The sequence below is a fragment of the Streptomyces iranensis genome (assembly GCF_017874715.1).
Classification (GTDB): Bacteria; Actinomycetota; Actinomycetes; order Streptomycetales; family Streptomycetaceae; genus Streptomyces; species Streptomyces iranensis.
Window position 1 is genome coordinate 172,580 of sequence record NZ_JAGGLR010000003.1, and the last position, 24,946, is coordinate 197,525.

The window sequence follows — 24,946 nt, forward strand, 5'->3', positions numbered from 1 at the left end:
GGGGTGGCGCCTCAGCGGAGCAGCCAGGCCGCCGTGTCCCGCGGAAGGCGGCCCCGGTCGTCCAGCGGGCCGCTGCTGAGCAGAAGCCGGGAGGTGCCGTCCAGCTCGGCGGGGGCGTCCGCGAGGTTGACCACGCAGACCAGGCCGTCCTCACGGGCGAAGGCCAGGACACCGTCGGCCGAGGGGAGCCAGGTCAGCGGCCCGTCGCCGAAGCCGGGGGTGGCGCGGCGGATGCGGATCGCCGCGCGGTAGAGGCCGAGCATCGAGCCCGGGTCCGCCGTCTGCAGATCCGCCGCGTACACCGCCCAGTGCGCGGGCTGCGGCAGCCACGGCTCCTCGCGCGAGCCGAAACCGGCGTACGGCCCCTCCGCTGCCCACGGCAGCGGCACCCGGCAGCCGTCGCGGCCCGGGTCGGTGCCACCGGAGCGGAAGTGCATCGGGTCCTGGATGCGGTCGCGGGGGATCTCGGCCTCGGGCAGGCCCAGTTCCTCGCCCTGGTAGACATAGACCGCGCCGGGCAGGGCCAGCGACAGCAGGGCGGCGGCCCGCGCCCGCCGGGTGCCGAGGGCGAGGTCGGTGGGGGTGCCGAAGACCTTGGTGGCGAAGTCGAAACCGGTGTCCTCGCGCCCGTAGCGGGTGACCGTGCGGGTCACGTCGTGGTTGCACAGCACCCAGGTGGCCGGAGCGCCCACCGGAGCGTGTTCGGCGAGCGTCTCGTCGATCGACGTCCGCAGCCGCCGGGCGTCCCAGGGGCAGGCCAGAAAGGAGAAGTTGAAGGCGGTGTGCAGCTCGTCGGGGCGCAGATAGCGGGCGAAGCGCTCGCTGTCGGGCAGCCACACCTCGCCGACGAAGACACCGCCGTACTCGTCGGCCACGCCGCGCCAGGAGCGGTAGATGTCATGGAGCTCGTCGAGGTCGACGTACGGATGCGGATCGCGGCCCTCGACGAAGTCGGGCAGCCGGGGATCCTTGGCCAGCAGGGCGGCCGAGTCGATGCGCACCCCCGCGACACCCCGCTCGAACCAGAAGCGCAGGATGTCCTCGTGCTCCTGGCGTACGGCCGGATGAGCCCAGTTGAGGTCCGGCTGCTCGGGGGCGAACAGATGCAGATACCAGTGGCCGTCCGGCAGCCGGGTCCACGCCGGGCCGCCGAACTCCGACGTCCAGTCGTTGGGCGGCAGTTCACCATGGTCGCCGCGGCCCGGACGGACGTGGAAGAGCTCGCGCTCGGCGCCGCCCGCGAGGGCGGCCCGCCACCAGGGGTGCTGGTCGGAGACGTGGTTCGGCACGATGTCGACGATGGTGCGGATGCCCAGCTCGCGGGCCTCGGCGATGAGCTTCTCCGCCTCGGCCAGGGTGCCGAAGGCCGGGTCGATGGCGCGGTAGTCGGCGACGTCGTAGCCGCCGTCCTTCATGGGCGACTGGTACCAGGGGCTGAACCACAGCGCGTCGACGCCGAGTTCGGCGAGGTACGGCAGCCTGGCGCGGACGCCCGCGAGGTCGCCGGTGCCATCGCCGTCCCCGTCGGCGAAGCTGCGCACATACACCTGGTAGATGACGGCGGAGCGCCACCAGTCGTTCGGTGTCCGGGCAGGGGTGGGCTGGGCCACGGTGGGAGCCTTTCTGTCGAGGGGGCGGTGTCAGCCCTTCGTGCTGCCCGCGCTGATCCCGGCGATGATGTGCCGCTGGAAGACGAGGAACAGCGCGACCATCGGGATGCTGGCGATGACCATCGCGGCGATGAGCACGGTCAGCTGGATGTTCTGCGACAGCTGGACGAGTGCCACGCTGATCGGCTGCTTACCGGTGTCGGAGAAGACCATCAGCGGCCACAGGAAGTCCTGCCACACCGCCACCAGCGCGAAGATCGACACAACGCCGAGCACCGGACGCGACATGGGCAGCACGATCGACCACAGGGTGCGAAGCCGTCCGGCGCCGTCGATCTCGGCGGCCTCCAGGACATCGCGCGGGAGCTGGTCGAAGAACCGCTTGAGGAGATAGAGGTTGAAGGCGTTCGCGACGGCCGGCAGCCAGATCGCGAGCGGGTCGTTGAGCAGGCTGGTGTGGATCAGCGGCAGGTCGGCGACGGTCAGGTACTTCGGCACGACCAGCGCCTGGGCCGGGACCATCAGCGTGGCCAGGATGCCACCGAGGATCACCTTGCCGAAGGCGGGCTTCAGCCTGGACAGGGCGTAGGCGGCGGCCGTGCAGAAGACCAGCTGGAACAGCCAGGCCCCGGCCGCCTGGACCACCGTGTTCCACAGGTGCTGCGGAAGCTGCATCAGGTCCCAGGCGTCGCCGTAGCCGCTGAGGTGCCACTGCTCGGGGACGAGGGTGGGCGGGGTCTTCGCCACCTCGTCCGGCGACTTCATCGCACCGGTCACCATCCAGTAGACGGGGAAGAGGAAGGCGATCGCGAACAGCACCACCACGGCGGTGAAGACCGTCCAGTAGACGGCCCGGCCACGGGGGCGGGCCAGGGTGGCGGGGGAGACGAGGGTCCGGGTGCTCATGCGTCGTCCTCCCCGGAGCGGGTCAGCCGCAGATAGAGGGCGGAGAAGGCGCCGAGCAGCACGAGCAGCATCACGCTCAGCGCGCAGGCGCCACCGAAGTCGTTGTAGAGGAAGGCGTACTTGTAGATCAGGTAGAGGACGGTGACCGTGGCGTTCTCCGGGCCACCACCGGTGATCACGAATGGCTCGGTGAAGACCTGCATTGTCGCGATGATCTGCAGCAGCATCAGCATGAGGATCACGAACCGCGTCTGGGGGATCGTGACGTGGCGGATGCGCTGGAGCAGGCTCGCACCGTCGAGTTCGGCCGCCTCGTACAGCTCACCGGGGATGGACTGCAGCGCCGCCAGGTAGATCAGGACGGTGCCGCCCATATTGGCCCAGGTGGCCACGGCGACGAGGGAGATCAGGGCGGTGTCGGCGCCGTTGGACCAGTTCGAGGTGGGCAGGTGCAGGAAGCGCAGCGCCTCGTTGGCCAGCCCGGCGCCCGGGTCGTAGAACCACTTCCACAGCAGGGCGCTGACCACCGGCGGGATCATCACCGGCAGATAGACCACGACCCTGAAGAACGCCTTGGCGTGCCGGAGTTCATTGAGTACGAGGGCGAGCAGGAACGGGATCGCGAAGCCGATGAGCAGCGCCAGCAGGGTGAAGGTGAGGGTGTTCCGCCAGGCCGCGGTGAACTCCGGATCGTGCAGGACACGGGTGAAGTTGGCGGTGCCGACCCATTCGGGGGACGAGCCGGGCGTGTACTTCTGGAAGGCGATCACGACCGCACGGATCGCCGGGTACCAGGAGAACAGCGCGAAGCAGATCAGGCCGCCGAGGAGGAAGCCATAGGCCCGGACCTGATCGGCGAGACGGCGCCGCCCCCGACCCCCCGCCGGGGGCGGCGCCTGCACGGGGTGGACGGCGATCGCCTCGGCGGGCGGCCGCGCAGCGGTCCTGGTCATCGGGTCAGCCCCGGGCCAGAATGTTGTCGATCTTGTCGGAGGCTTCCTTCAGCAGCTGGTCGATATCGGCGTCCTTCTTGGTGAGGACGGCGGAGACGGCCCCGTCGAGTACGGAGTAGATCTGCTGGGCGTGCGGCGGCTCGATCTTCATCCGCAGCTTCTGATTGCCGTCGAGGAAGGTCTGGTAGTTGCCCACGGGGACATTGGCGTTGGCCTTCTTGATCTGCTGGTCCCTGGCGTCCGCGGCGCCGGTGAACAGCCGTGGCTCGGGCAGGCCCACCGGAGCGTTCTGTTTCTTGGCGCGGACGTAGTCGCCGAGGAAGCCCTTGCCCGGGGTGAGGAACATGTGGTCGAGCCACTTGAGGCCGGCCCGGATCTGGGCGGGCGTGTCCTTCTTCTGGAACATGTAGCCGTCGCCGCCGATGAGCGTGCCCTCGCCGCCGGGCATGGGGGCGATGGCGAGGTCCTTGTAGTTGCCGCCCTTCTCCTTCACCAGGATGGGGAGGTTGTCGGGCGCGGCCAGGTACATGCCCAGCTTGCCGGAGCCCATCAGCTGCTGGGCGTCGTTGATGACCAGGAGCTGCTTGCTGCCCATCGAGTCGTCCACCCAGCGCATGTCGTGGAGGTTCCGCAGCACGGCCCGCGCCTCGGGGGTGTCTATGGTGGCCTTCTCGCCGTCCGCGCTGACGACGTCGCCGCCCTGTGAGTACAGCTCGGCGGTGAAGTGCCAGCCTCCCTGGTTCTGGGCGCTGTAGTCCGCGTAGCCGACCGTGCCATCGCCCAGCTCGGCGATCCTCTTGGCGTCGGTGCGGACCTCCTCCCAGGTCATCGGGGGTTTGTCGGGGTCGAGTCCGGCCTTCTGGAAGAGCTTGCGGTTGTAGATCAGACCCATTGAGTAGCCGGTGCGCGGGATGCCGTAGATCTTGCCGTCGACCGTGTAGATGTCGCGCAGCTGCTTGCTGAGGGTGGAGTAGCTCTTCAACTCCTTGACGTACGGAGTGAGATCGGCCGCCTGGTTGATGTCGACCACGTGTCCGGCGTCGGTGAAGTACGTGTAGAAGACGTTCTCCATCTGGCCGCCGGCGAGCTTGGCGTCGAACGTCTTCGGGTCCTGGCAGGGGAACGCGTCATGCGCGACGACGTCGATGTCCGGGTTCTGCTTCTCGAAGGAGGCGATGTCCTCCTCGAAGAACCTGCGGTCGACCTTGGCGCTCTTGGGCGGCATGCAGTTGACCGTGATGCGCGTCTTTCCGCCCGCCGAGCCGTCGCCCGACCCGCCGCAGGCGGTGAGGGCGAGGGAGAACGTGCTGAGCGCGATGAGAGTACGACGGAACCCGGTGCTTCTCATGGGTGGACCCCTCTGTACAGGAGCAGGGAAGCCCCACGGCCGCGAGCGGGGCGCACACAACCGTGAGTGCGCCGCACACTCAAGCACCGACGACATCGGCCCGCAAGATGTCGCGTAGATTCTGTAATTATTCAACTGCATTGCGAATGGGGTGGATTGAGCCTGCCGACCGCCTCTCGGCCGCCTTTTTGATCACCCCTCGACGGCCCTCCGCTCTCTCACTCCCGTGGCGCCTGGGCGGTGGAGCCGCGCACCACCAGCTCCGGCTCGAACAACAGCTCCTCGGCGGGTACGGCCACCCCGCCGATCCGCGCGTTCAGCACCTCCACCGCCGCCCTGCCCATGGCCTCGATGGGCTGGCGGACGGTGGTCAGCGGCGGCTCGGTGCAGTTCATGAACGCGGAGTCGTCGTAGCCGACCACGGACACCCGCGACGGCACGCCGAACCCCTTGCGGCGCGCGGCTCGTATCGCGCCCAGGGCCAGCGGGTCGCTGGCGCAGATGATGCCCGTGACGCCCCGGTCGATCAGCCGGGAGGCCGCGGCGTGGCCGCCCTCGATCGAGAAGATCGCACGGGCCACGAACTCATCCGAAAGGTGGCCGGCGATCGCCCGCGCGGCGGCCAGCTTGCGCGCCGAGGGCATGTGGTCACCGGGCCCGAGCACCAGTCCGATCCGCTCGTGGCCGAGGGAGGCCAGATGCCGCCACGCCTGCTCCACCGCCACGGCGTCGTCGCAGGAGACAGCCGGGAAACCGAGGTGCTCGATGGCCGCGTTGACCAGCACCACCGGGATGTTGCGCTCGGCGAGCTGCCGGTAGTGGCCATGCTCCGCGTCGGCCTGCGCGTACAGCCCGCCCGCGAACACCACCCCGGAGACCTGCTGTTGCAGCAGCAGGGCTACATAATCGGCCTCCGAGACCCCGCCCTTGGTCTGCGTGCAGAGCACCGGAGTCAGTCCCAGCTGGGCCAACGCCCCGCCGATGACCTCGGCGAACGCCGGGAAGATGGGGTTCTGCAGCTCGGGCAGCACCAGCCCCACCAGCCGGGCCCGGTCGCCCCGCAGCTGCGTGGGCCGCTCATAGCCGAGGACGTCCAGCGCGGACAGCACCGCCTGCCGGGTGGCTTCGGAGACCCCGGGCTTGCCGTTGAGGACCCGGCTGACCGTGGCCTCGCTGACACCGACCTTCTTCGCCACTTCAGCAAGTCGTCGCGTCATGCACGCAAGCGTAGCGCAAGAATTGCAAGTCGCTTGCGTAGCGGGGGCGTAGAAGGTGCGAGACCCGGCGGCGGCTCCGGATCAGGAGCCGAGCCGGCCGCCGGTCAGCCGTGCCAGCGGGCCGCGACGACGAGCCGCGCGCCTGCGCAGGACGACCGCGGTGGTGGTGCCCGCCGCGGCGGCACCGGCACCGGCGACAGCTGCCAGAACCTTCCGTGTCTTGATCGTCATCCAGGCCGAACCCGCCGCCGCGGCCGCCTTCTTGGGCGCCTCGGTGGTCACGGCACGACCGGTGGTCACGGCCTTCCCAGCGGCCACTTGAGCCTTGTCGGCGGCGACATGAGCGGTGTGCGCCGCGGCCGTCGCCGCGCCGGCCGCGGCGGTCTTCGCCGTGGTCTCCGCCTTGCCCGCGGTGTCCTTGGCCTTTTCCGCGGTCTCCTTGGTCTTGGTGGCGGTGGCCTTCGCGTTCACGTTTGTGCTCCGGGTAGTGTGTGCGTTCTTCTTCTCGGTCATGTTCACCGCGTTACCACTCGACCCGACAGCAAACCCGCGCACTGCTCGGCGTGGCGAGGACCCCGACGGCCCTCGGATCATTCGGTGTCCGACCCGCCCGACCCGCGCCGCTGCTGGAACAGCACAAACCCTCCGGCCAGGGCGAACAGACAGACGCCGATGATGATGCCCACGGCGGGCCACGCGGATCCGCCGTCCGAGGCCGCGGTCTTCGAAGGCTTCTTGCCGTCCTCGAGCTTCAGCAGCGGGGCGGGATTCTCCGGCTCCGGCTCTCCGGCGCGGGCCACCTCGATCCACCGGGACACCTTGCCGCCCTCGTAGGTGTCCACGGTTTTGAAGGCCAGCGATGTGGCGTCGGGCAACTGCCGGACGACAACGCTGTGTTCGGCGCTCTCGCCGGGTGCGAGCGCCGGGCCGCCGACGGAGTAGCCATCATCGGTGGGCTTCAGCTTCCAGCCCTTCGGCGCCTGCTTCAGCTTCACATCGCCGGGGTCGATGCCCTTGGGCAACACGGTCCGGATCTCGGTGAAACCGGCCCCCTCGTCCTCCGCCTCCGACTCGAACGTCAGCGTGACGTTATTCGCCAGGGCGCGGGAGTCGGAGGCGCTCACCTCGGTGTGGGCCAGGGCGGGGGCCGCCGTGGCGAGGACGAGCGCCGAGGCGGCGACGGCCAGGGCGCCGATCCGCCGCGGCCGCGGACGGGACGGCGGACGATGTGCTTTCACGGTATCTCTCCTCGTCCAAGGGGCGGACACCCGAACCTCCTCACCGGTCACCCGGCGCGCTCACCAGGTGCGTTCACATTCCCCGGTACGTACGGTCCGGGCGTGACGTTCAGCGTCGGTCGCGCAGTGTCCGGGACAGTTCCTCCTCGGTGAGCGGCCGGGGCGCGGGTCCGGCACCGGGCTTCGTCTCGGCGACGTTCGCCGGGCTCTTGTTCTCGGTCGTCGTCATGAGAGTGAACCTTTCGCTGGTGGTGGTGGTGCGGAGGCGGCGATCAGGCGGTGGTGACCGGTGCGGCGGGCGGATTGGCGTTCCGTGGCATGGCGGGGGGCCGGGGCTTCCGCGCAGGTCCCCGCAGTACGGTGAACGCCACCGCGAAGGCCGCCACGATGAGCCCCGTTCCAACGGCGAAGGCCAGGTGATAGCCGCCGGTCAGCGCCTCGGCCTGACTCTCGCCCCGGGTGAGCAGGGCGTCCGTGCGGGAGGCGGCCAGGGTGGACAGCACTGCGACGCCCAGTGCCATGCCGATCTGCTGGGTGGTGTTGAACAGCCCGGAGACGAGCCCGGCGTCGTCCTCCTTCGCGCCGGACATTCCAAGGCTGGTCAGCGCCGGGAGCGCCAGCCCGAAACCGGCGGCGAGCAGCATCACCGGGAGGAGGTCGGGAACGTACCGGGCGTGCACGGGGACGCGGACGAGCAGGCCGAGCACCCCGGTCAGGAGGGCCAGCCCGGTCAGCAGTACCGCGCGGTCGCCGAAGCGGGCGCTGAGCCGCGCCGAGACGCCGAGGGACACCGCGCCGATGGCGATGGCGGCCGGGAGCATGGCCAGGCCGGTTCTGGTGGCGTCGTACCCCAGCACATTGCGCAGATAGAGGGCGACCAGGATCTGGAACGAGAAGAGCGCGGCCACCATCAGGAGCTGGACCAGATTGGCCCCCGCCACCCCGCGCGACCGCAGGATCCGCAGGGGCATCAGCGGGGTGCGGGCAGTGGCCTGGCGGACCAGGAACAGGGCGATCAGGACGATCGAGACGGCGCCGAGGGCGAGTGTGTGCGCCGCCGTCCAGCCGTAGTCCGCCACCTTGACCACGGTGTAGATGCCCAGCATCAGCCCGGCCGTGACGAGCAGGGCGCCGAGGACATCGGCGCCGGCCGCGAGGCCCGGCCCGCGGTCGGCGGGCAGGACGGGTATGGCGACCGCGAGCGTCAGCAGCCCGATCGGCAGATTGATCAGGAAGATCCAGTGCCAGCCGAGCGCGTCGGTGAGGAGGCCGCCGAGCACCTGGCCGATCGACGCTCCGGCGGCGCCGGTGAAGCTGAACACGGCGATCGCCTTTGACCGTTCGGCGGGTTCGCTGAAGAGCGTGACGAGGATGCCCAGGCTGACCGCCGAGGCCATCGCGCTGCCGACCCCCTGGAGGAAACGTGCGGCGATCAGCGTCGCGGGGGAGATGGCCACGGCCGCGAGCAGCGAGGCCGCGGTGAACACCGCGGTGCCGGCCAGGAATACGCGCTTGCGGCCGATGAGATCGCCGATGCGGCCGCCGAGCAGCAGCAGACCGCCGAACGCGATCAGGTAGGCGTTGACGACCCAGCTGAGCCCGGCTGGGGAGAATCCCAGATCGCTCTGGATGGCGGGCATGGCCACGGTCACGATGCTGCCGTCGAGGATCACCATCAGCATGCCGGTGGCGATGACCCCGAGGGCCAGTTGGCGTGAAGGGGGAACGCGGGGAGACGCCGGTTCGGAAGAGGTGGCGGACATGCGGGCACTCCTGTCAGTAGGCGCGACAGGAGTGACCGTAGCAGATGGTTTTGTTGCAGACTATTTGTTTCGGCCCTACCTGAGCGGCCGCGTGACGGCCGCGCGAGTGTCTCCGCTCTACTTCTCGCGCTGCCGCGCCCTCCGGGTCGGGCGGGGGCTCTCGGTGGGCGTGGCCAGATGCCCCTCGGACAGCCGGGTCAACGCACATACCAGTGCGGCGCGTTGGGTCTCGGGGAGCGCTGTCAGGGCCTCGCGGTGGACGCGGTCCACGATCTCCTGGCTCCGCTCGGCGATCCGCGCACCCTCCTCGGTGACCGCGATGATCCGGGCCCGGCGATCCTGGGCGGAGGCACGCCGCTCCGCGAGGCCCGCCTTCTCCAGGGCGTCCACCGTCACCACCATCGTGGTCTTGTCCATGTCGCCGATCTCGGCGAGCTGCGCCTGGGTGCGCTCCTCCTCCAGGGCATGGACCAGTACGCAGTGCATCCGCGACGTCAGCCCGATCTCGGCGAGCGCGGCCGACATCTGGGTGCGGAGGACGTGGCTGGTGTGGTCGAGGAGGAACGACAGGTCGGGTTCGGTCTTGGTGGGCGCCATGGCGGTCATGTGGCCCAGGGTAACAATTCGATCCGTACTGGATTATCCGGAACAGTCCATCCGGGCAGGCGGGGGGCCAGGAGGCTGGGGGACCGGGGCGGGGGTCAGCCGTTGCGGTAGAGAGTGGTGAGCAACTCGACCGCGGTCTGAGTGGCGGGGTGCGGGTCGTCCCGCCACCAGGCGAGGCGTACCGCGATCGGCTCGGCGTCGCGGACCGGCCGGTAGGCGATTCCGGGCCTCGGATACTGGTTGGCGGTGGACTCCGCCGTCATCCCGACGCAGCGGCCCGCGGAGATCACGGTGAGCCAGTCCTCCACGTCGTGGGTCTCCTCCGTGGCCGGCCGGGAGTCGGGCGGCCACAGCTCCGCGGTGGTGGTGCCGGTCCTGCGGTCGACCAGCAGGGTGCGCCCGCTGAGGTCGGCAAGCCGGACCGAGCGGCGCCTGGCCAGCGGGTCGTCGGCGGCCACGGCGCACAGCCGCCGCTCCAGCCCGACGATGGCGGAGTCGAAGCGGCGCTCGTCGAGCGGTCTGCGCACCACGGCGAGGTCGCAGGCGCCCTCCGTCAACCCCGCGGTGGCGGAATTGACGCGGACGAGGTGCAGCTCCGTCTCGGGATACGCCTGGGCCCAGCGGCGCTGGAAGGCGGGGGTGTGGCGGCCGAGCGCGGACCAGGCGTAGCCGATCCGCAGATGGGCGTGGCCCGATACGGCCTCCCGGATCAGGCCGTCCACCTCGGCCAGCACCCGCCGGGCGTGTGCCACCACGCGCAGCCCGGTGCCCGTCGGGGTCACCTCGCGGGAGGTGCGCCGCAACAGCCGTGTGCCCAGGGCGCGTTCGAGCGCGGCCACGGCCCGGGACACGGCCGCCTGGGAGACGCCGAGCGCGATGGCGGCGTCGGTGAAGGTGCCCTCGTCGACGATCGTGACGAGGCAGCGCAGTTGCCGCAGCTCCACATCCATACGCCCAGCGTATAGATAGGGCGCCGGACGCATTTTGCGCATGCATGGGCCGGGCGCACGATCGACGCATGCGACTCGCCCCCGCGTCACGCACCCCGTTCCCACGAGCGACGGAAACCGCGCACCGGACCGTGCCGACCCCTGCCGGCTCCGACCCGGGGCCGGTCCTGGACTCGGGCCTGGACCCGGGCCTGGAGCAGGGCCCGGCCTCTGACCTTGATCGGCGGCCGACCGGACGGCGGTTCGCCGGGGTGGCCACGATGATCGGCAGCGGGCTGTCCAACCAGACCGGTGCCGCGATCGGATCCCAGGCCTTCCCCGCCATCGGCCCGGTCGGGGTCGTCGCCGTCCGCCAGTACGTGGCCGCGATCGTCCTGCTGGCCGTCGGCAGGCCCCGGCTGCGGAGCTTCACCTGGTGGCAGTGGCGGCCGGTGGTGGGGCTCGCCGTGGTGTTCGGCACCATGAATCTGTCCCTGTACAGCGCCATCGACCGCATCGGCCTCGGCCTGGCGGTGACCCTGGAGTTCCTCGGCCCGCTGTGCATCGCGCTCGCCGGCTCTCGGCGCCGCGTGGACGCCTGCTGTGCGCTCGTCGCGGCGGCCGCCGTGGTGGCCCTCATGCGCCCGCGGCCCTCGGCCGACTATCTGGGCATGGGGCTGGGGTTGCTGGCCGCCGTGTGCTGGGCGTCGTACATCCTGCTCAACCGCGCCGTGGGGCGGCGAGTCCCGGGCGCCCAGGGGCCGGCGGCGGCCGCGGGGATCTCCGCGCTGATGTTCCTGCCGGTCGGGATCGCCGTCGCCGTCCACCAGCCGCCGACCGTGAGCGCCGCGGCGTACGCCATCATCGCGGGCGTCCTCTCCTCTGCCGTGCCGTACCTCGCGGACCTGTTCACGCTGCGCCGCGTGCCCGCCCAGGCGTTCGGGCTCTTCATGAGCGTCAACCCCGTCCTGGCCGCACTGGTCGGCTGGGTCGGCCTGGGGCAGAGCCTGGGATGGACGGAGTGGACCAGTGTGGGCGCCATCGTCGCGGCCAACGCGCTGAGCATCCTCACCCGGCGCGGGTGACCAGCGGGGGTGGCCCGGCGCATCGGATGGCCTGGACCTGGGGGCGGAGGCGCGCTCCGCCCCCAGGCCACCGCTCAGGCGGCGTCAGGCCACCGCTCAGCCCGCGTCAGGCCACCGCTCAGCCCGTGGCCTCGAACAGCGCCTCCGCCGCGGCGATCGCCTCGGCCAGGGCGGTGGGCTCCGGCCGCAGCTCCGCCACGATCGTGTCGACGGTACGCAGGTCCGCCCGCTGGAGGAGCCGCTTCTCGTTGGTCACCCACTCACCGCGCGCCGCCAGCACCGCGTGCGCCGTCTGCAGGGCGGCGGTCGCCACCGCCCCCGCGACCTCGGTGGCCTGGCCACGTGCCACGTACGCGGCCGAGGCGTACCGCAGAGTCAAGGCCGCGCGCCCGCGCCACGCAGGGGGCGCCGCCTCACGCAGCGCCCCCGGGTACTCGGGCCGGGGCAGAGTGCCCCGCAGCACCTGGTTGAGGGCGAGTTCGGCCACCACCAGATAGCTGGGGATGCCCGCGAGGTGGAACATCAGCGGCTCCCAGTGGAAGCGGCCCTGCCGCGACTCGGCGAGTTCGTGTTCCACCACCTCGAGGTCGCGGTAGTGGATGTCCACGCGCCGTCCGTCGACGGTCAGCCAGGCGCCCCCGTTGAAGACACCACCGCCCCACTCGCCGAGCTCGGAGACCTCGCCCTCCCAGCCGACGGCCCGCAGCGTGGCCGGGTCGAAGCCGCCCCGGTAGTACAGGGCCAGGTCCCAGTCGCTCTCCGGGGTGTGGGTGCCCTGCGCACGCGAGCCCCCGAGGGTGACGGCGTGTACGGCGGGCAGGGCGGCGAGCCGTTCGGCGACATCGTCGAGGAACATGTCGTCGGTCATCTCGTCGGTCATACGGATTCCGATCGTGTGAAGTGGATGACGGGTGCCGCGGGCACACCGAACACACGCCGGAGCACAGGCTCTGACGGCGGCGTTCATACGGATCGGTGTGCCGGGTCATCACTCCATGACGCCGACCTTACCGCCCCCGCCAGGGAACCCACGGCGGGGGAACACCGATGGACGGCGGGGCGGTACGGACCAGGGGTGGATCAGCCCTTCACCAGGCCCAGACGGAACAGGCTCTCCGCGGTGTCGAGGATCGTCGTCACCGGGTCGCGCGGGGTCCAGCCGAACACGGAACGCGCCTTCTCGGTGCGCAGGATCGGTACCCGCTCCGTCACGCCGACCGCCTTCCGCGCTCGGTCGTCGTCGAACTCCCGCGTGGGCACCCGGGCGGCGCGCTCGCCGAGGTGCTCGGCCAGCACCCGGGCGATCCACAGGAAGCTGACGGCCCGGTCGCCGCTGGCGAGGAAGCGCTGGCCGGCCGCGGCGGGATGTGTCATGGCCCGGAGGTGGAGCTCGGCGACATCGCGTACGTCCACCATCCCGAAGTGTGCGCGGGGGACGGCCGACATCGCCCCCTCCAGCATCGCCCGGACGTGTTCCGTGGAGGCGGACAGCCGGGGGCCGAGTGCCGGACCGAAGATGCCGGTCGGGTTGATCACCGTCAGTTCGAGGCCGTCCCCCTCCTTCGCCACGAAGTCCCAGGCGGCCCGCTCCGCGATGGCCTTCGAGCGGATGTAGGGCGGGTTGTCGTCCTCGGGGTCGGTCCAGTCGCTCTCGTCGTACTCGTCACCGTCCTTGTGGCTGTACCCCACCGCGGCGAACGAGGACGTCATCACGAGCCGCTTCACACCGTGGTCCCGTGCGGCCCTCAGCACACGGAGGGTGCCGTCCCGCGCGGGGACGATCAGCTCGTCGGCGTTGTCCGGCTGGACGGAGGGGAACGGTGACGCGACGTGGTGGACGTGCGTACACCCCGCCATCGCGTCGTCCCAGCCGTCATCCGCGGTCAGGTCGGCGCTCACGATGTCGAGCCGCCCGCCGGGATCGACACCGGAGGCCGCGACGGCCGACCGGACGCTCGCGGCGGCGCTGCTTTCCCGGCCGTGCGAACGGACCGTGGTGCGGACCCGATGGCCGCTCCGCAGCAGGCCGCTGATCACATGGGTGCCGAGATAGCCGCTGCCTCCTGTCACCAGGACGAGTTCGCCACCACCGGCGTCGGCACCGGCGTCAGCGGGCATGGGGATCGTCTTGCCTTCCATGGTTTGCTCTGTATTCCTTTCCCGAACGGTTTCTGTCACAGCGCGTCCATGACGTCCATGAGCTCGTCGATCGCCTGCCGCTCCGCGTCGGCGTCGGCGCGCTCCCGTGCGTCCCACATGTCCGCTTTGAGTTGTAGATAGCGCAGGCGCACCTTCATGAGCGCGATCTCCTGCTCCAGGCGGTCCGCGTTGCGCTGGAAGAGGTCGCGCAGCGGAACCACGCCCTGCGCGCCCTCGTCGAGGAGGCTGAGGTAGGCACGCATGTCCCGCACGCTCATGCCGGTGGATCTCAGACACCCCAGCGACCTGATCGTCTCCACCACGCGGGGGTGGTAGCGCCGGTGGCCACTGTCCCGGTCCCGGTCCACCGCGGGGATCAGGCCGATCTTCTCGTAGTAGCGCAGTGTCGGCTCGGAAAGGCCGCTCAGCCTCGATACCTGCTGGATGGTCATCGGGGAGCCCCGGACCTCGGTCTCTGTCTCTGTCGCCGTCATATGTCGAGCATCCGACACTTGAAGCGCTTGAGGTCAAGTGAGCGCTCGCGATCAAGTGGGACGGTCGGCGTTCCGCGCCGCCGCGGCGACGGCGGACGGGGGAGCGGTCGCGCCGGGGCGCCTTCCGGCCGTGGCGATGGGGACGTCCCGCATGAGGAGCAGTGCCCCGAGGGCGAGGAGCCCGGCCGCGCCGCCGCTCCAGGCGACGGTGGAGCCGATGGCTGTGGCGGTGGGCGCGGCCGCGCCGGAGTGGCCGATCAGGGACTGGGCACTGGCCAGGCCGACCGCGCCACCGATCTGCTTGGTGAGCGCGGAGCCCGCGGTGGCGGTGCCCATGTCCGCACGCGGGACGGCGCTCTGGGTGGCGATGGTGAGCCCGCCCATGGCCGGTCCGGCGCCGAGCCCGACGAGCAGCAGCAGAACGGACGTCAGCGCGAGAGGTGTCGTGGCCCGCAGGGCGACGAAGGCGGCGGTACCGGCGGTGAGCAGCCCCGCGCCGATCAGGAGGACCGGCTTGACGTGCCCGCTGCGCAGCACGGTGGCGGCGGTGAGCCGGTTGCCGAGGGTCATGCCGATGAGCAGGGGGAGCAGCAGCAGACCGGAGGCGGTGGCCGAGTGGCCGCGGATGTGCTGGAAGTACAGCGGCAGGAAGATCCCCACCGGCAGCGCGGCGACCTGGAAAAAGAAACCGGCGGTCAGCAGGGCGGTGTAGGTGCGGTGCCGGAACAGCCGCAGGGGCAGGACGGGGACGGCGGCCCGCCGCTCGACCGGTATGAGCGTGGCGAGCAGCACCAGACCGCCGAGCAGACAGCTCAGCACGGCCGGGTCCGTCCAGGAGGGCGCGTGTCCGGCTGTCGCGTTCCCCTTGAGGCTGAGGCCGGTCAGCGCGAGGGAGAGCCCGGCGGCGAGCAGGAGGATCCCCGCCACGTCGAGTCGGCCGGACGGCCGGGTGGCGGGACGGCGGTCGGGCAGGGCCAGGGCGATGACGGCGCCCGCGGCCAGCCCGAGCGGGAGGTTGAGCCAGAACGCCCAGCGCCAGCCGATGTGGTCGGCGAGTAACCCGCCGAGGAGCGGGCCGCCCACCATGCCCAGGATCATCATGGCGGCCATCGCCGTCTGCATCCGGATCAGCCCCTGGGGGCGGGACGGTGGGTGGAGGTCGCGGACCAGCGCCATGCCGAGGGTCAGCAGGGATCCCGCGCCCAGGCCCTGGAGCGCGCGAGAGAGGATCAGGGCGGGCATCGAGGCGGACAGGCCGCAGGCGACCGAGCCGAGCAGGAAGACGGCGAGCCCGCCGATCAGCAGCCGGCGGCGGCCGTGGAGGTCGGAGAAGCGGCCGTAGACCGGCACGCTGACCGAGGAGGTCAGCAGGTAGGCGGTGACGAGCCAGACGTACCAGGAGTCCCCTCCGCCGATCTGCTCGACGATGCGGGGCAGCGCGGTGCCGACCACGGTGCCGTCCAGCATGGCCAGGAAGGCGCAGCCCAGAAGGGCGAGCGTGACCAGGGTCCGGCGGCGGGGCGGGAGCGCCTCGTACGCGTCGGGTCCGGTCACCGGGCCTCCCGGGGCGCCGCGAGCGCGCCGTGCAGGAAGAGGTCCACGACTTCCTCGGTGGTCAGCGGGTCGGGGGCGCCGAGGCGCCCGGCCGACATCAGCGTCAGCTGGAAGGCGTCGGCGAGCCGTTCCGGGGCGAGCCGCAGGTGGTCCCGGTCGGGTTCGAACAGCGCGGCCAGCGCCGCGCGCGGCCGGACCAGGCTCGCCTCGCGGTCCGGGAGGCGGCCGTCCTTGCCGGGCTTGGGCGCCATGCGCTCCAGCCGCCCGGCCGCCGCGAGCGCTCCGGCGACCGCGCCGATGCGGCCCAGGTGCCCGCGCACCACATCGGCCGCCTCGGCGAGCCGGTCCGCCAGGGGCTGGTCCAGGGCGATCGACTCCAGATGGGCCACGGTGTCATCGGGCCGTACGGCTTCGGCCATACAGGCCGCGAGCAGGGCGTCCTTGTCCTCGAAGACCCGGAAGATCGTGCCTTCACCGATGCCCGCTGCGCGGGCGATCTTCGCGGTCGTCACGGAGGCGCCGTATTCGACGACGAGGGGGAGCGCCGCGGCGACGATCATCGCGCGGCGCTGATCGGGATCCATGGCCGGAGCACGGCGACGGGGCGGGGTGGAGGGGTTCTCTGCCTTCTCTGCCATGCGGATACGGTACGGAGTGAGTACTCACTCCGTCAATGCGCGACGCGCGGCCGCGAGGGGAGTGGCGGTGGGGGCCGCAGCGAGACCTTCGGCTGCGACGTCGTCGGTCAGCGCGCGGCGAGCAGGGTCCGGCGCAGGGCGCGGCCCGCCTCGGACGGGGGATGGTTGCGCGAGGCGGCGAGGCCGAGACCGTGGAGCGGCGGCGGATCGGCGAGATCGACCTGGGTGAGGCCGGGCTGCGAGGCGATGGTCTCCTCGGCCACGAAGGCGAGCCCGAGACGCCGCCGGACCATGGTCAGGGCGGTGGTGGTGTCCACGACCTCCAGCGCCACGGTGCGCTGGACTCCGGCGGTGCCGAAGAGGCTGTCGACGATGGTGCGGTCGCCCCACCCCGCGGGGAAGTCGATGAAGCGGCGCTCGGCGAGGTCGGCGTAGGTCACGCCGCGGGCCTCGGCGAGGGGGTCGTCGGCGCGGCAGGCCAGCCCGAGGGGTATCCGCGACACGTCATCGATGACCAGATCCGGGCCGAGGACGGCGGGGCCGTGCGGGGGCACGGGCAGCAGCATGAGGTCGAACCTGCCCTCGCGCAGGGCGGTGGCGTGTCCGGCCAGCGGACCGGTCGAGTGGCGCAGCCGCACCACGACATCGGGATGCTCGGCCTGAAACGCGCTCAAAGCGCCGATCAGGTCGAACGAGCCGGTGGACAGGACCGTCCCGAGCGTGACCGTGCCGCTGAGCCCCCCGGTGAGACGGCCCATGTCATCGCGCGCCCGCTGCGCCTCCGCGAGCAGGATCCGGGCCCGGGTCAGCAGCGTGCGCCCCGCGGTGGTCAGTTCCAGGGTGCGGTGCGAACGGTCGAAGAGCGCGGTCTGGAACTCCTGCTCCAGCCGGGCCACGGCGGCGGAGGCCGCCGACTGGACGACGTGTTCCCGCTGGGCGCCGCGGGTGAAGCTGCGCTCCTCGGCCACCGCGACGAAGTACGCCAGCTGCCGGAGCTCCACTGTCATCTCCATTCGCGATGCCACACAGCACACATCATCGTTGGACACGATACCTATGGGCCCGCCACCGTGGAGGGGAAGCGGAACGCCCCGGCCGGACGGCCCGGTTCGACGCCGCATTCCCCCAACTTCCCCGTGCTCCAACGCACTTCACCACGAAAGGCGTCCATCGTCATGAGCGTCTCGGCCATCCAGATCGGGCTCCACCCCGATGCCATCGACTACGAGGCGCCGGAGTTCGCCGCCTTCGCCGGTCTGACTCGGGAGAGGTTGCGCGCCGCCAACGACGACAACCTCGCCCTGTTGCGCGACGCCGGATACGAGGCGGACGGATGTCAGATCGACTTCGGGGAGACCGCCCTCGGCACCATCCGCGCCATGCTCGGCCGCAAGCGCTACGACGCGGTCCTCATCGGCGCCGGGGTACGGCTCACCGCAGGCAACACGCTGCTCTTCGAATCCATCGTCAACCTCGTCCACACCGCGCTGCCCCACGCGCGGTTCATCTTCAACCACTCCGCCGCGGCCACCCCTGACGACATCCGCCGCCACTACCCCGGCCCGGCGTCCACCGTTCCCCTCGACATCCCCCGTGACCTCGAGGAGGCCGCGAAGAAGAACCCCGGCAACGCCGCCCGCCCCGAAGCCGCCCACGGCCAGAGGGAGACGCGGTGACCGCCCCGTCCCGGCCCCACGAGGAGGCGAATCCGGACCTCCACCCCACGGATGTGCTCGTCGTCGGCGGCGGGCCGACCGGAATGACCCTGGCCGGGGATCTGGCCCGAGCCGGACGCGCGGTCACCGTGCTGGAACGCCGGCCGGCGATCCATCCGTCCAGCCGTGCCTTCGTCACCATGCCGCGCACGCTGGAAGTCCTCGACAGCCGCGGTCTGGCGGACGGCCTCCTGGCCGAGGCGAACACCACCGAAGCCGTCCACCTGTTCGCGGGCGCCACGCTCGACCTGACACATCTGCCCTCCCGCCACCGATACGGGATGATCACCCCGCAGACCAACGTGGACCAGGCGCTCGAACGCTACGCCCGCGACCAGGGCGCCCAGGTGCTGCGCGGCACCGAGGTCACCGGCGTCGCACAGGAAGCCGACGCGGTCACTGTCACCGCCCGCACCAACGGCGGCGGACCCGCGTCCACGTGGCGAGCCCGGTACGTCGTGGGGGCGGACGGGGCACACAGCACCGTCCGCGACCTCCTGGGCGCCGACTTCCCCGGCAAGACGGTCCTGAACTCCGTGGTACTGGCCGACGTCCGCCTCACCGACGGCCCGGCGGGAAACGGGCTCACCCTGGGCAACACCCCCGAGGTCTTCGGCTTCCTCGTGCCGTACGGGAAGGCGCGCCCCGGCTGGTACCGGTCGATGACCTGGGACCGTCGCCACCAACTGCCCGACCGGGCCGCGGTGGAGGAGGGGGAGGTCACCCGGGTACTGGCCGAGGCCATGGGGCGCGACGTCGGAGTGCGTGAGATCGGCTGGCACTCCCGGTTCCACTGCGAGGAACGCCAGGTCCGCTCGTACCGGCACGGCCGGGTCTTCCTCGCCGGGGACGCCGCCCACGTACACTCCCCGATGGGCGGCCAGGGCATGAACACCGGTATCCAGGACGCGGCCAACCTCGCCTGGAAACTCGACCTCGCCCTCGGCGGCGCCGACCCGGCCATCCTGGACACCTACCACCGGGAGCGCCACCCCGTCGGCCGCCGTGTCCTGCTCCAGAGCGGGGCCATGATGCGCGCCGCCACCCTCGGGCCGCGCCCGGCACGGTGGCTGCGCGACCATCTGGCCCCGGCCCTGCTGGGCGTCGGCCGGGTGCGCGACACCATCGCCGGAAGCTTCACCGCAGTCACCCTGCGCTATCCGCGCGGACGGCGCCGGCACGCGCTGGTGGGCACCCGCGCCACCGAAGTGCCCCTCGCCGAGGGCAGGTTGCCCGAACTGCAGCGGGCCGGTGGCTTTCTGCTGATCCGCGAGAAGGGCGCGTCGCGTGTCGACACCACGGTGCCCCAGGCCGGACGCACCGACTCCGGCCCCGCCCTGCTGGTCCGCCCCGACGGCTATATCGCCTGGGCGGGACCCGGGGTCCGTACGGACGGTCCCGACGGCTGGCACACCACATGGCGGGCCTGGACCGGCCCGGCCGCCGAAGCGGTCCGCGCCGGGGGCTGAACAGGGAGATGCCGGGGCTGAACAGGGGATGGAGGGATGGCGCCGGGCGGGCGGCCCGGCGCCGATGCCCTCATCCGTTCCCCGCCGCCTGCCTGGCGGACTGGGAGCCGGGCAGGGCGGTGGCGGGTGGTTCCTCCGGCCGTCCCTTGCGGAGGATCCGGAGCGGCGACGGGCCGCCCCGGAAACACCACAGCGCGATGACCGGATCGCAGATCGCACAGCCCAGCGACGAGCCATGGGCGAAGGGGACGATGGGGTTGCCCTTGATGTGGTGCACGATGTCCCACGCGGTGTGCAGCAGCCAGCCGATGCCGATGAAGGTCCACGACTCCAGGCCACGGTAGGCCACATAGGTGGCGACCACGGTGAAGGCGAACTCCCAGCCGTCCAGGCCACCGCCGCTGAGGTAGGCGGCACCCGCTCCGCCGACCATGATCGCGTTGAAGCGCCGTCGGTGGGGTTCGCGGATCAGGGACATCAGGAGCGCGTAGAGGACACCGATGAAGACCGGAGCGATGTATTGGATCATGCGGAAGAACTTCCTGCGGGTGACGGGAGGTTGGCCGCCCTGGTACGGCGAAACACACCGTCCGTGCCACCTCCACGGACGGGCCGGTGGCGCGACCGGGAACCGGCGCGGCGACGGTTCACCACGCTAGATCCGCCCCCGGCCGCTCCACAGGGCCATTCCCGACACGTTCCAACGGATAATCGCCGGGGCCGGATCATCGCCGGGGGGGGGCCTCCGCCCGGCCACGCTCAGGGCCGGATCACACCAGCCGCCACAGATGGTCATCGGTTCCGTTGTCCTCGTACTGCACCACCTGGGCGCTGTTGGCCGTGGACATGCCGTCGACCCCCAGCACCTTCTGGCTGTTCTTGTTGCGGACGCGGAACCAGCCGTCGCCGTTGTCCACCTTCCGCCAGAGGTGATCGGCCGTGCCGTTGTCCTCGTACTGGACGACGATGGCGCTGTTGGCGGTGGACATCCGGTCCACGCCCAGGACCTTGCCGCTGTGGCCGTTGCGGATCAGGAACCAGCCGTCGCCCCGGTCGATCCACTGCCAGGCGTGGTCGCCCGTCGGTGTGTTGTCGAACTGCACCACGCGGGCGCTGTTGGCCGTGGACATCCCGTCGACCGCCAGCACCTTGCCGCTGTGCTTGTTGAGCAGTCGGCGGAAGGGCGGCTCCGGGGTCCACGCCCGGCCGTCCGGCGAGGCCGTCGGAAAGCAGGTGACGCGCAGCCGGGCGGCGCCCATGGGAATGAGGGTGACCGTCTCGGCCGGTGCGTCGGTACGGGCCGGGCTCTGCTGCAGCGGGGTGACCACCTGCTCGTCGTCGGAGACCCACTCGGGGATACGGCGCGCCTGGGCGGCCATGCGGACCGGGGTGCCCTCGTGGGTGAAGGGGTTGGCGGCGAGCGGACCGTCGTCGCGGGCGAGGACGGGGAGGGCGCCGGGGGCGAGGCCGTAGTTCCATGGCGTGGTGGCGTGCACTTCGTACTCGGGGAAGGTGTCGGTTCCGGCGTAGCGCACGAAGTCCTCGCCGATGCGCAGGGAGTACGTCAGCGGGCCGTGGTCGACGCTGACCGCGCCGTGCTGCGCGGACCAGGTCCGCAGGGCGGTGCGCTGCGGCAGGCGGATCGTCACCACATCGCCGTCCGTCCAGCTCCGGTCGACCTTGACGAAGGCCGGACCGCCGCGCCCGGCCACCGCCCGGCCGTTGACCTCGATCCGGGGGTTCTCACACCAGCCGGGGACCCGCAGATGGAGCGGGAAGGCCACCTTCTCGCGGGTGGACAGCGTGAGGGTGATGGTCTCGTCGAACGGATAGTCGGTGTCCTCGGTGACGGTGACCGTGGTGCCACCGGCCACTTTTGCGGTCACCTCGCATGCGGCGTACATGGAGGCGGCGAGCCCCTTGTCGGGCGTGGCCAGCCACAGCTCCTCGCTGAAGTACGGCCAGCCCATGCCGTAGTTGTGCGGACAGCAGCGGTACTGGTCGACGCCCGGCTGGTACGACTGCATCGCGAAGCCGTTCTGGAACTGTCCCTGGGACTTCACCGCGTTGTTCAGGTCGACGCTGTTGGCGCTGGTGATGTAGTGGGTGCCGGTGCCCTGGGGATCGAGTGCGGCGGGCAGCATGTTGAACGCCAGGTCTTCGCAGCGGTCCGCCCATACCGGGTCGCCGGTGATCCGGGTCAGCAGCTCATGGCTGGCCATGAACTCGACGATGCCGCAGGTCTCGAAGCCCTGCCGGGGGTCGGCGAAACCCGGGCGGTAGTTCTCGTCCCCGGCGAAGCCACCGCCCGGGAACTGGCCGTACGCGCCGAGCACCGACGCATAGGCGCGGTAGGTCGCCTGTCCGAGCTCGGCGGAGCCGGTCAGCTGGGCGTACTGGGCGGGCTCGCGGAAGCCCTGGGCGATATTGACGTTGTGCGGGGTCGGGATGTTGTCGACCCAATCGGCGCCGTACGTATGCATCTTCTGGACGAGGTCGAGGAGGAACGCCTCACCGGTGCGGCGGTGGAGCCATATCGCGGTGTCGATTCCGTCGCCCCAGCGGTAGGAGACCCAAGCGGAGTCGAAGGCGCCCGCGCCCTGCGCGTTCATGAACCGCAGGAAGCGGGTGAGGAAGGGGACGATGCGCTGGTCGCCGGTGAATTCCTCATGGGTGCGCAGGGCCATGAGGAGGGGGAGGAACGGCCAGAAGTCGGGGCCGCCGTTCAGCTTTGTCCGCAGGGAGCGCGGTCCGAAGAAGCCGTCGCTCTGCTGGGTGGCGAGGATGGCGTCGATCCACTTACGGGAGTTCGCGAGCGCCGTCCGGTCACGGGTGGCCACGGCCAGCGGGACATAGCCACGCAGCCAGTACGGCACCTCCTCCCAGCCGTCCCGGTCCGGGTGGGTCCACCCGGTGGCGTTGACGTCGAGGTAGTGCGAGCGCTCCTCGTAGCGGCCGCAGAGGCCGTGGAGTTGGATGCGCAGCTGCTCGGCCAGCCAGCCACGCGGGGTGATGCTCCCGGACGGGAGCCGGTCGAAGGCGTCGGGCAGCGGGGCCCTTGGCCGCTTGGCCGGGGATGCCACGGCGTCCGTGGCCAGGTGCCCGGCGAGCGCGGGGGCGCCGAGGGTGAGGGCGCCGGTGCGGAGGAAGCGACGTCGGTCGAGGGGCATCGTGCGGCTCCTGTCGGTGGAGTGCCGAGGAAGACGGGTGGTGCCTGACATCGTTGTCGCGCATCACAGCACGCCACCGGCTCGCTGTCCATAAGTTCGACAGGCCGCCCTGCCCCGGTGGGCTCTATGCTGAACGCGATGTCCGCACCTCAGGGCCAGGGCCCCACCTTCCGTGAACTCGTCGTCCAGGCACTGTCCTCCGTCGAGCGCGGCTACGACCTGCTGTCCCCGAAGTTCGACCACACCGCGTACCGGACATCGGCCTCGGTGCTGGACTCGGTGACCGGCGCCCTGCGCCCGCTCGGGCCCTTCGGCAGCGGCCTCGACGTATGCTGCGGAACCGGCGCGGGCATGGGCGTGCTGCGCCAGGTGTGCCGGGAGCGGATCACCGGCGTCGACTTCAGCGCGGGCATGCTGGCTGTGGGCCGGGCTCGTGCGCGGGCGGTGCCGGACGCCCCGCGCACGGACTGGGTACGCGCCGACGCGCGCGCCCTCCCGTTCGGGCCGGTCTTCGACCTGGCGGTGAGCTTCGGGGCGTTCGGCCACTTCCTGCCGCGCGAGCGGCCCGGCCTCTTCGCCCAGGTCCGCTCCGTGCTCCGCCCGAGCGGCCGGTTCGCCTTCCCGATCGTGGCACCGGCCCGCCCGGGGTCCCGGCCCTACTGGTCGCTCCTGGCGTTCGACACCGCGATGCGGGTGCGCAACGCGGTGTGGCGGCCGTCCTTTGTGATGTACTACCGGACCTTCCGGCTCGGGGATGTGCGGAAGGAGCTGATCGGGGCCGGGTTCGAGGTCGAGCTGCGGGCACTGGAGGACCTCGGCCGCCGGGTGGACGGCAGTCCGCGCTGCCGGTTGGTGGTGGCCACCCGGCCGGTGTGAGCGGGCCGCACGTCCACGGGGCCGTTGCCCGGCGCGACGTCCAGGCCGTGTGTGAGCCGTTGCGCGGCACGACGTCCAGGCCGTGTCGTCGTCCGGCCGGACGTCCTGGCCGTGCGCGATATGCGGGAACGCCTCGGTGGCCATGTGCTCCTCGACCGCGACGACTCCTACGCCCGCCGCCCGCCGTCGACCGACAGCGCGATCCCGGTGACGTAGGACGCGGCGTCCGAGCAGAGCCAGACCGCGGCGGCCGCGGCCTCCTGAGGGGTGGCCAGTCGGCCGAGCGGCGTGATCGCCTCCTGCACGGCGAGCATGTCGGTGCCGGCCGCCACCCTCTCGAGCCCGGGAGTGCGGGTCGGGCCGGGGCAGACCGCGTTGACCCGGATGTCGCGCGGCGCGTAGTCGACGGCGGCGACCTTGGTGAGCCCGACGATGCCGTGCTTGGCGGCCACGTAGGCGGGAGCGGTCGGGATCGCGTACAGGCCGCCGTTGGAGGCGATGTTGACGATCGCGCCGCCGCCTTCGAGCAGGGGCAGCTCGTATTTCATGCACAGGAAGGTGCCGGCCAGGTTGACGTGGACCACGCGCTCGAACTCGTCCAGGGGCATCCGGTCGAGCTGCCGGTGATGTGAGGCCAGACCGGCGTTGTTCACGGCGAAATCGAGTCCACCGTAGGCCGCGAGCGTGCGCTCGACGGCCGCCCGCACGGAGTGTTCGTCGGCGATGTCGACGCGGACCGACAGCGCTTCCCCGCCGTCCTTCCTGATCATCTCGGTGGTCTCGGCCGCCGTGCTCTCGTCGATGTCGAGCACGGCGACCGCGGCGCCGGACCGGGCGAACTCAAGCGCCGTCGCGCGGCCGATCCCACTTCCGGCGCCGGTGACCAGACCCACCTTCCGGGACATGCCGCTCATACCAGCGGCTCGTGGTTGGCCCAGGCGACCTTGTAGGGGTGCCGCGACTGCCAGTGCTCGATGACCTCGTGCATACCGGGCGCGGTGAACGCCTTCGCCAGCGCCTCGGTGTCGGCCACGGCCACTTGCACGATCGCGGTCGCGATCAGCGCCGGAATGGCCTCCTCGCCGGGGATGGGAAGGTGGCGCCGGGTCACCACCGACCGTACGAGACCGGAGTCGAGCATGACCCGTTCGATGTCCGTGAGGTATTGGTCGAGTTCGGTTTCGTGCGGCGGCTGATCGAAGGAGACGATCATCGTGTGGTAGATCATGCCTCGAT

The 24,946-nt window shown here is 71.2% G+C and carries 24 protein-coding genes; 4 read left to right on the forward strand and 20 right to left on the reverse strand.

What is annotated here, in order from left to right; genetic code table 11:
• Window positions 1–11: 11 nt before the first annotated feature.
• The 10 genes from J2Z30_RS06780 to J2Z30_RS06825 form a co-directional block, all read right to left on the reverse strand.
• Window positions 12–1,610 carry a glycoside hydrolase family 13 protein gene (locus J2Z30_RS06780; protein ID WP_044579647.1) on the reverse strand — a complete coding sequence of 533 codons (1,599 nt, stop codon included), beginning with the start codon at window positions 1,608–1,610 and terminating at the stop codon, window positions 12–14.
• A gap of 30 nt (window positions 1,611–1,640) precedes the next feature.
• Window positions 1,641–2,516, reverse strand: a complete 876-nt coding sequence (locus tag J2Z30_RS06785) for a carbohydrate ABC transporter permease (protein WP_044579649.1) — start codon at window positions 2,514–2,516, stop codon at window positions 1,641–1,643.
• Window positions 2,513–3,469, reverse strand: coding sequence for a carbohydrate ABC transporter permease (locus J2Z30_RS06790; protein ID WP_044579651.1), 957 nt, complete (start codon window positions 3,467–3,469; stop codon window positions 2,513–2,515). Before J2Z30_RS06790 ends, J2Z30_RS06785 begins: the two co-directional genes overlap by 4 nt.
• A gap of 4 nt (window positions 3,470–3,473) precedes the next feature.
• Window positions 3,474–4,817, reverse strand: coding sequence for an ABC transporter substrate-binding protein (locus J2Z30_RS06795; RefSeq protein ID WP_044579653.1), 1,344 nt, complete (start codon window positions 4,815–4,817; stop codon window positions 3,474–3,476).
• Window positions 4,818–5,035: 218 nt separating this feature from the next.
• The gene (locus J2Z30_RS06800; RefSeq protein ID WP_209468587.1) at window positions 5,036–6,034 is read right to left on the reverse strand and encodes a LacI family DNA-binding transcriptional regulator; all 999 of its coding nucleotides are present in this window, start codon (window positions 6,032–6,034) and stop codon (window positions 5,036–5,038) included.
• A gap of 81 nt (window positions 6,035–6,115) precedes the next feature.
• Complete coding sequence (locus J2Z30_RS06805; protein WP_209468588.1) at window positions 6,116–6,547, reverse strand: hypothetical protein; 432 nt, start codon at window positions 6,545–6,547, stop codon at window positions 6,116–6,118.
• Between the two features lie 77 nt (window positions 6,548–6,624).
• Window positions 6,625–7,272, reverse strand: a complete 648-nt coding sequence (locus tag J2Z30_RS06810) for a DUF1775 domain-containing protein (RefSeq protein WP_044579658.1) — start codon at window positions 7,270–7,272, stop codon at window positions 6,625–6,627.
• A gap of 272 nt (window positions 7,273–7,544) precedes the next feature.
• Window positions 7,545–9,035: an MFS transporter gene (locus tag J2Z30_RS06815; protein WP_044579660.1), complete on the reverse strand. Its 1,491-nt coding sequence runs from the start codon at window positions 9,033–9,035 to the stop codon at window positions 7,545–7,547.
• A gap of 117 nt (window positions 9,036–9,152) precedes the next feature.
• On the reverse strand, window positions 9,153–9,641 hold the full coding sequence (locus tag J2Z30_RS06820) for a MarR family winged helix-turn-helix transcriptional regulator (protein ID WP_044579661.1): 489 nt from the start codon (window positions 9,639–9,641) through the stop codon (window positions 9,153–9,155).
• 95 nt (window positions 9,642–9,736) lie between these two features.
• Window positions 9,737–10,591, reverse strand: coding sequence for a LysR family transcriptional regulator (locus tag J2Z30_RS06825; RefSeq protein ID WP_020873904.1), 855 nt, complete (start codon window positions 10,589–10,591; stop codon window positions 9,737–9,739).
• A gap of 68 nt (window positions 10,592–10,659) precedes the next feature.
• Between J2Z30_RS06825 and J2Z30_RS06830 the strand changes: the two genes are divergently transcribed.
• On the forward strand, window positions 10,660–11,655 hold the full coding sequence (locus tag J2Z30_RS06830) for an EamA family transporter (protein WP_078957107.1): 996 nt from the start codon (window positions 10,660–10,662) through the stop codon (window positions 11,653–11,655).
• 118 nt (window positions 11,656–11,773) lie between these two features.
• Here J2Z30_RS06830 and J2Z30_RS06835 read toward each other — a convergent pair whose 3' ends face one another.
• The 6 genes from J2Z30_RS06835 to J2Z30_RS06860 form a co-directional block, all read right to left on the reverse strand.
• Entirely contained in the window at window positions 11,774–12,535 is a 762-nt protein-coding gene (locus J2Z30_RS06835) for a nucleotidyltransferase domain-containing protein (protein WP_209468589.1), read from the reverse strand.
• A 200-nt stretch (window positions 12,536–12,735) separates the two neighbouring features.
• On the reverse strand, window positions 12,736–13,794 hold the full coding sequence (locus J2Z30_RS06840) for an SDR family oxidoreductase (protein ID WP_245387695.1): 1,059 nt from the start codon (window positions 13,792–13,794) through the stop codon (window positions 12,736–12,738).
• A gap of 35 nt (window positions 13,795–13,829) precedes the next feature.
• Window positions 13,830–14,288, reverse strand: coding sequence for a MerR family transcriptional regulator (locus J2Z30_RS06845; protein ID WP_044579663.1), 459 nt, complete (start codon window positions 14,286–14,288; stop codon window positions 13,830–13,832).
• Window positions 14,289–14,339: 51 nt separating this feature from the next.
• The gene (locus J2Z30_RS06850) at window positions 14,340–15,842 is read right to left on the reverse strand and encodes an MFS transporter (protein WP_044579664.1); all 1,503 of its coding nucleotides are present in this window, start codon (window positions 15,840–15,842) and stop codon (window positions 14,340–14,342) included.
• Window positions 15,839–16,480 carry a TetR/AcrR family transcriptional regulator gene (locus J2Z30_RS06855; protein WP_044579665.1) on the reverse strand — a complete coding sequence of 214 codons (642 nt, stop codon included), beginning with the start codon at window positions 16,478–16,480 and terminating at the stop codon, window positions 15,839–15,841. Before J2Z30_RS06855 ends, J2Z30_RS06850 begins: the two co-directional genes overlap by 4 nt.
• Window positions 16,481–16,587: 107 nt before the next feature.
• Window positions 16,588–17,487 (reverse strand): LysR family transcriptional regulator, encoded by a 900-nt coding sequence (locus tag J2Z30_RS06860; protein WP_209468590.1) that lies wholly within the window; start codon window positions 17,485–17,487, stop codon window positions 16,588–16,590.
• A 168-nt stretch (window positions 17,488–17,655) separates the two neighbouring features.
• Between J2Z30_RS06860 and J2Z30_RS06865 the strand changes: the two genes are divergently transcribed.
• Window positions 17,656–18,156: a hypothetical protein gene (locus J2Z30_RS06865; RefSeq protein WP_063791018.1), complete on the forward strand. Its 501-nt coding sequence runs from the start codon at window positions 17,656–17,658 to the stop codon at window positions 18,154–18,156.
• Window positions 18,153–19,664, forward strand: coding sequence for an FAD-dependent oxidoreductase (locus tag J2Z30_RS06870; protein ID WP_107073424.1), 1,512 nt, complete (start codon window positions 18,153–18,155; stop codon window positions 19,662–19,664). The genes J2Z30_RS06865 and J2Z30_RS06870 overlap by 4 nt, the downstream gene beginning before the upstream one ends.
• A 70-nt stretch (window positions 19,665–19,734) precedes the next feature.
• On the opposite strand, the gene J2Z30_RS06875 is transcribed toward J2Z30_RS06870, so the two are convergent.
• Window positions 19,735–20,190 carry a DUF6010 family protein gene (locus tag J2Z30_RS06875; protein WP_044582383.1) on the reverse strand — a complete coding sequence of 152 codons (456 nt, stop codon included), beginning with the start codon at window positions 20,188–20,190 and terminating at the stop codon, window positions 19,735–19,737.
• Between the two features lie 244 nt (window positions 20,191–20,434).
• On the reverse strand, window positions 20,435–22,834 hold the full coding sequence (locus tag J2Z30_RS06880) for a beta-L-arabinofuranosidase domain-containing protein (protein ID WP_044579667.1): 2,400 nt from the start codon (window positions 22,832–22,834) through the stop codon (window positions 20,435–20,437).
• A 138-nt stretch (window positions 22,835–22,972) separates the two neighbouring features.
• On the opposite strand from J2Z30_RS06880, the gene J2Z30_RS06885 reads away from it, so the two are divergent.
• Window positions 22,973–23,710, forward strand: a complete 738-nt coding sequence (locus tag J2Z30_RS06885) for a class I SAM-dependent methyltransferase (protein WP_044582384.1) — start codon at window positions 22,973–22,975, stop codon at window positions 23,708–23,710.
• 167 nt (window positions 23,711–23,877) lie between these two features.
• On the opposite strand, the gene J2Z30_RS06890 is transcribed toward J2Z30_RS06885, so the two are convergent.
• Window positions 23,878–24,624, reverse strand: a complete 747-nt coding sequence (locus tag J2Z30_RS06890) for an SDR family NAD(P)-dependent oxidoreductase (RefSeq protein WP_044579668.1) — start codon at window positions 24,622–24,624, stop codon at window positions 23,878–23,880.
• Window positions 24,621–24,938 carry a hypothetical protein gene (locus J2Z30_RS06895; protein WP_044579669.1) on the reverse strand — a complete coding sequence of 106 codons (318 nt, stop codon included), beginning with the start codon at window positions 24,936–24,938 and terminating at the stop codon, window positions 24,621–24,623. The genes J2Z30_RS06890 and J2Z30_RS06895 overlap by 4 nt, the downstream gene beginning before the upstream one ends.
• Window positions 24,939–24,946: the final 8 nt, after the last annotated feature.

Bases quoted from the DNA above. Each gene is read 5' to 3' on its own strand.
- J2Z30_RS06845 (WP_044579663.1), bottom strand. From the start codon at position 14,288: ATGACGGCGACAGAGACAGAGACCGAGGTCCGGGGCTCCCCGATGACC.
- J2Z30_RS06825 (WP_020873904.1), bottom strand. From the start codon at position 10,591: ATGGATGTGGAGCTGCGGCAACTGCGCTGCCTCGTCACGATCGTCGAC.
- J2Z30_RS06865 (WP_063791018.1), top strand. From the start codon at position 17,656: ATGAGCGTCTCGGCCATCCAGATCGGGCTCCACCCCGATGCCATCGAC.
- J2Z30_RS06855 (WP_044579665.1), bottom strand. From the start codon at position 16,480: ATGGCAGAGAAGGCAGAGAACCCCTCCACCCCGCCCCGTCGCCGTGCT.
- J2Z30_RS06830 (WP_078957107.1), top strand. From the start codon at position 10,660: ATGCGACTCGCCCCCGCGTCACGCACCCCGTTCCCACGAGCGACGGAA.
- J2Z30_RS06890 (WP_044579668.1), bottom strand. From the start codon at position 24,624: ATGAGCGGCATGTCCCGGAAGGTGGGTCTGGTCACCGGCGCCGGAAGT.
- J2Z30_RS06795 (WP_044579653.1), bottom strand. From the start codon at position 4,817: ATGAGAAGCACCGGGTTCCGTCGTACTCTCATCGCGCTCAGCACGTTC.
- J2Z30_RS06790 (WP_044579651.1), bottom strand. From the start codon at position 3,469: ATGACCAGGACCGCTGCGCGGCCGCCCGCCGAGGCGATCGCCGTCCAC.
- J2Z30_RS06835 (WP_209468589.1), bottom strand. From the start codon at position 12,535: ATGACCGACGAGATGACCGACGACATGTTCCTCGACGATGTCGCCGAA.
- J2Z30_RS06885 (WP_044582384.1), top strand. From the start codon at position 22,973: ATGTCCGCACCTCAGGGCCAGGGCCCCACCTTCCGTGAACTCGTCGTC.
- J2Z30_RS06820 (WP_044579661.1), bottom strand. From the start codon at position 9,641: ATGACCGCCATGGCGCCCACCAAGACCGAACCCGACCTGTCGTTCCTC.
- J2Z30_RS06860 (WP_209468590.1), bottom strand. From the start codon at position 17,487: ATGACAGTGGAGCTCCGGCAGCTGGCGTACTTCGTCGCGGTGGCCGAG.
- J2Z30_RS06815 (WP_044579660.1), bottom strand. From the start codon at position 9,035: ATGTCCGCCACCTCTTCCGAACCGGCGTCTCCCCGCGTTCCCCCTTCA.
- J2Z30_RS06895 (WP_044579669.1), bottom strand. From the start codon at position 24,938: ATGATCTACCACACGATGATCGTCTCCTTCGATCAGCCGCCGCACGAA.
- J2Z30_RS06800 (WP_209468587.1), bottom strand. From the start codon at position 6,034: ATGACGCGACGACTTGCTGAAGTGGCGAAGAAGGTCGGTGTCAGCGAG.
- J2Z30_RS06785 (WP_044579649.1), bottom strand. From the start codon at position 2,516: ATGAGCACCCGGACCCTCGTCTCCCCCGCCACCCTGGCCCGCCCCCGT.
- J2Z30_RS06880 (WP_044579667.1), bottom strand. From the start codon at position 22,834: ATGCCCCTCGACCGACGTCGCTTCCTCCGCACCGGCGCCCTCACCCTC.
- J2Z30_RS06805 (WP_209468588.1), bottom strand. From the start codon at position 6,547: ATGACCGAGAAGAAGAACGCACACACTACCCGGAGCACAAACGTGAAC.
- J2Z30_RS06840 (WP_245387695.1), bottom strand. From the start codon at position 13,794: ATGGAAGGCAAGACGATCCCCATGCCCGCTGACGCCGGTGCCGACGCC.